A 4,302-nucleotide genomic window follows, 5' to 3' on the forward strand; every position below is an offset into this window, starting at 1 on the left:
ATCATCAGAACCACTGGTTCAGACAACACCAAAGCGCCGCCAACATATCCCTTCCATAACCTATTCAATTTTCAAAGAACCCTACCTAACCCACTGATCTTACTCAGTCTTCCAGGCAGTCACCGCGGCGTGTTCCGCTGCGGTGAACGGGCTTTTACGGAAACCAGGGGGGGTTGTCAAACACTTCCTCAAATCCCCCAAAACCCACGCCAGACATGGGCCACACCCGATTCCCCTCCCCCCACACACACCAATCCAAACCAAAAAAGTCCAAAAAAAACGAAAAAAACTCACACCACTGGAAACGCAGGACTCAAATGACCACCAACGCGAACCGCCTCAATCCTCACCGCCAAACCCGTCCGGTCATCCGTCTCAACAAATACCCCACACACGGTCGCCTCACCCTCGGCCGGTTGCAGGCGCTCACCCGGCAGCTTGCGTACGAAGCGATAAAGCGAGGCTTCCTTGCCCATGCCAATCACACTGTCATAGTCGCCGCACATGCCTGCATCGGTCTGGTAAGCCGTCCCCTTCGAGAGGATGCGATAATCAGCCGTCGGCACATGAGTATGCGTACCCACCACAAGCGAGACCTTGCCATCGAGGTAATGGCCAAACGCCATTTTCTCGCTTCCTGTCTCGGCATGCAGATCCACGATGATGGCATGGGCGGTCATGCCAAGCTTGTGACGCGACAAGCACTCCGTGACGGCCCGGAAAGGATCATCGAGCGGGTCCATGAAAAGACGCCCCATGACATTGATCACGAGCACCTTGCGCCCGTTGGGGAGCACGATCACGAAGGACCCCTGCCCCGGCGTGCCCGGCGGGAAGTTCAGCGGCCGAATGATACGCGGCTCCGAGTCGATTTCGCGCAGCAGCTCCTTCTTGTCCCAGGCATGGTTTCCCAGCGTGATCACATCGACCCCGGCCTTGAACAGATCGGTGGCTATGGCAGAGGAGAGCCCGAAGCCATGCGAGGCGTTTTCGCCATTCACCACCACAACATCGAGCTTCAGGGTTTCACGCCACGCCGGCAGACACGCCATGACGGCCTCACGGCCCGAGCGCCCCACAATATCCCCAAGAAAAAGTAGTCTCACCCTGCTTTGCCTTCCCCGGCCTGTTGTCTGATAATTTCCCGCTCCGTCACGATCCGGTCGAGGGGCTCGTCATGCGCGCCCACGGGCACCGAAGCCACTTCCTGCCATGACAGCGCAAAGCCAAAGGCCCTGCATTTCAAGGCATCGAGAGTACGGTCGTAATATCCGCCCCCATAGCCAAGGCGATTGAATGTCCGATCAAACGCCAGCAGCGGCACCAGCACGAGATCAGGGCGATCGTAATCGCCATCGGGATGGTGTGTTCCAAAGCGCCCCGCCACCATCTCGCAATCCGGCCTCCACCGTCGAAACAGCAGAGACTCTCCCTTGGGCGTTGTCTCAGGCAGCAGCACATGCCGCCCGGCGGTAGAGAGCAGATGGCACAAGGCCCGCAGGTCTGCCTCACCAGGGAGGGGCCAGACGCAACCGACCCGGCCCAGATCTGGCTCAGCCAGAATCTGCACGGCAAGATTATTGTTGAGAGCGGTGTTTTCAGCGGGGGAGATGGGACGTTCGATCCGGCGCTGTCGCATGATGCGGCGCAGATCCTGCTTTTCTTGATCGATATTCATGTGTGGAACCACCATGGCCGTCGGTCTTTCAGCCCTCCCGGACCTGCTCACGCAGGTGGGCGCCAGATATCATGACCACGATCACGACAGAGCCAGCTCCCTAAGGAAGTGCTTATCGGCCCAGGGGTTGAGTTGCCTGACGTACCGGGCAGTCCCACCCGACACTAACTAGGCACTCTCCAGCTCGGCTGCAATGCCTTCGGCCCGCTCCGCCAGCAAATTAAGCTTCTGCTCGCGCGATTCATTCTCGGCAATGATGCGCTCGGCACGCTGGACGCGCTCATTCGTGGTGGTTGGCAGAATTTCCTTGGCCAGGTCATGCAGTTCATCCGCCATGAACAGCGCCGCCATGACGAGGGTCCATGACTCGCCACCCTGCGTGCCGAGCCCGCGCACACGATCGATACGCCGCTCAACCTGCCTGGCCAGCTCCTGAAGATAGCGTTCCTCGCCATCCTTGCAGCCAATTGTATAGGAATAGCCGTTAAGTCGAATGGAAACCTGTGCCATGATCAGACAGCCTCCTCATCAGCCAGATACTCGATCATGTCCCGAACCCGCAGCCGAAGCGCTTCGATATTGGCTGCAAGAGGCTGCCAGTCCATGGGCTCGGGCGCGTTCGCCTTCGGATGATGCAGAGCATAGGCAATGCGATCGAGCGCCTGCTCGATCCGGTCCTCAGGTCTTGCCTGTTCTGTGGCGCTATCGGTCTGATCCGTCAAAATGGCCTCATCATCCACACCGGGTTTCCGCTTGTGCTAGAGAAGCTCTCATAATGTCACAAGGTCAAGCATGAAGCCGGTGCAACACCTTCCCCGCAGGATTGTCGCTCTCTCGGATGGCTCGCTTCTCCCGCTGCTCAGCCAGTCGGGTTCCAGCGCCCCCTATGCCGTCATATCCGGTGAGGGCCTTGGGCCCATCATGGGGTTTCCGTGGTGGTGCGCCTTGACCGAAGGCCTTGCCGTACCCACGATTTTCGATGCTGGTTACGCTGCCTCACTTGCTGCCTGCGCCCTGCGGGAGGGACAGAAATGGGTGGTATGCACGGCAGATGCCCCCTCCATCGAGACCGTGCGCGATATTGCACGGCGGTGCGGTGGCCATATTCTGACAACACGCCCCGCTGCACTCGCTCTTGGCAGGCCGCCTTATAACGCTTACCGGATTGGACAGCTTCACCACTATCTCGCGCCAGAGTCCTGAGCGCCCTATCGGACGGATTGCCACCATGCTGCCTTGCGAACTCTATCTGGTCACAATGCCGGATTTCGACCCGTCACGTGAGCTGGCCGATCTGGCGAAAGTGCTTGAACGCTGGACCCCCGCCGCCCTGCGTCTGTCCACAACCGATGAGACCCGTGCCAGAAGCTGTGTGCATGCCATTCGCGAGACCGTGCAGGCCAGCGGCACGGCCCTGATCCTTACAGACCTTCCGGCTCTGGCGCATGAGCTGGGTTGCGACGGCGTGCACCTCACCAGCAGCCCGGCCCAATGCCTGACTGCCCGTGAAGAGCTGGGGCGCGACCTGCAACTTGGCGTCTATTGTGGCACAAGCCGTGACGAGGCCATGAGCGCAGGCGAACTGGGCGCTGACTATATCGCCATAGCCCCCAATGCGCCTGATCTGGCCGCATGGTGGTCACAGATGATGGAGTTGCCGGTCATCGCCGAGGACATTGAGACAAAAGAACAGGCAATCGCCATGTTCAAGGCCAATGTCGATTTTCTCGCCGTCCCCCTGAGCTTCGTCGATGCCGACGAAGCCGGGGCAAGACTGAGCGATATCGTCAGCCGCGCGGCGGAAGAATATCCTGGGTGATATAAAGCGTCCCGTTGGACTGCGGGGCGCCATTAAGCCAGAGTCGGGCCACACGACCGGTCAGATTCACAAGCGTGAATTGCCCGCTCGACGCGTCGCGCTGCACGGTGAGCGCATCTCCGCCAAGTGTCTTCAGCGCGATGCGGTCACTCTTCAGACGTGTCATCGTGGCATTCAGTCTGGCTGGTGACCAGTTACCTCGTACGATCGTGTAACCAAGTATCTGTCGCAGGGTCGTCGCGTTTTGCGGGTTCATCAACCCACCCGGCACCTGCGCTGCATAGCGTTCAAAGGGCTCGTTGGGGATAGCGAACACCGTAAAGGGGCCGTTCCGGCCCAGTCGGGCGAACATGGCCGATTGACGCAGGGCCTTGCGGTAGTCGGCCAGTTCCAGTGACGCCGATATGTTGTCCAGCAGCGGCCTGTCGCTGAACGAGAAAGTCGGGGGTTCCTGATAGGCAACCGGACTCGACGTCTCGCTCTTGGTCGAGGCGTGGTACATGTGACTACTACTCACAGCCGGCATCTGCACAGCGGAGAGTGAACCCTTGATATACAGAGGGTCCTGGGCAGCCCTGCTCTCGCACCCGGCAAGAGCGAGAGCCACCAGCGCCCCGCCCAACATTCGTGTTCTTATTGTTCTTGTTTCAGTGGGCAACATAAGGTTCAGCATCCATCTCCACGCATGGTCCAGCCGACCACACGACTATTGGTTAGCTCGAAAGTCGTCTGACAGGTCGTATTGTAATAGCTGGGCGGAAATCCGCCAAAGCCACCGCCCCAGCCGCCATAACCACCCCAGCCG

General features: G+C 59.5%; 7 protein-coding genes and 1 other RNA gene. 2 read left to right on the plus strand and 6 right to left on the minus strand.

Annotated elements, in window-relative coordinates; genetic code table 11:
* Positions 1–290: 290 nt before the first annotated feature.
* The 5 genes from ED655_RS14265 to ED655_RS14285 form a co-directional block, all read right to left on the minus strand.
* The gene (locus ED655_RS14265; RefSeq protein ID WP_062165411.1) at positions 291–1,106 is read right to left on the minus strand and encodes a TIGR00282 family metallophosphoesterase; all 816 of its coding nucleotides are present in this window, start codon (positions 1,104–1,106) and stop codon (positions 291–293) included.
* Complete coding sequence (locus ED655_RS14270; protein WP_240993690.1) at positions 1,103–1,678, minus strand: 5-formyltetrahydrofolate cyclo-ligase; 576 nt, start codon at positions 1,676–1,678, stop codon at positions 1,103–1,105. The genes ED655_RS14265 and ED655_RS14270 overlap by 4 nt, the downstream gene beginning before the upstream one ends.
* Position 1,679: 1 nt before the next feature.
* Positions 1,680–1,836, minus strand: a non-coding RNA gene (ssrS, locus tag ED655_RS14275) — 6S RNA.
* A 10-nt stretch (positions 1,837–1,846) separates the two neighbouring features.
* Positions 1,847–2,188: a cell division protein ZapA gene (locus ED655_RS14280; protein ID WP_122050752.1), complete on the minus strand. Its 342-nt coding sequence runs from the start codon at positions 2,186–2,188 to the stop codon at positions 1,847–1,849.
* Positions 2,189–2,190: 2 nt separating this feature from the next.
* On the minus strand, positions 2,191–2,400 hold the full coding sequence (locus ED655_RS14285) for a hypothetical protein (RefSeq protein WP_240993691.1): 210 nt from the start codon (positions 2,398–2,400) through the stop codon (positions 2,191–2,193).
* A 79-nt stretch (positions 2,401–2,479) separates the two neighbouring features.
* Between ED655_RS14285 and ED655_RS14290 the strand changes: the two genes are divergently transcribed.
* A complete protein-coding gene (locus tag ED655_RS14290; RefSeq protein WP_162993544.1) occupies positions 2,480–2,881 on the plus strand; it encodes a hypothetical protein in 402 nt (133 codons plus the stop codon).
* 25 nt (positions 2,882–2,906) lie between these two features.
* Entirely contained in the window at positions 2,907–3,497 is a 591-nt protein-coding gene (locus ED655_RS14295) for a thiamine phosphate synthase (RefSeq protein ID WP_023979297.1), read from the plus strand.
* Here the strand turns inward: ED655_RS14295 and ED655_RS14300 are convergent.
* A complete protein-coding gene (locus tag ED655_RS14300) occupies positions 3,466–4,158 on the minus strand; it encodes a fasciclin domain-containing protein (RefSeq protein WP_205836054.1) in 693 nt (230 codons plus the stop codon). The genes ED655_RS14295 and ED655_RS14300 overlap by 32 nt on opposite strands.
* Positions 4,159–4,302 lie beyond the last annotated feature (144 nt).

The sequence above is a fragment of the Asaia bogorensis genome, from assembly GCF_900465345.1.
Taxonomy (GTDB): domain Bacteria; phylum Pseudomonadota; class Alphaproteobacteria; order Acetobacterales; family Acetobacteraceae; genus Asaia; species Asaia bogorensis_A.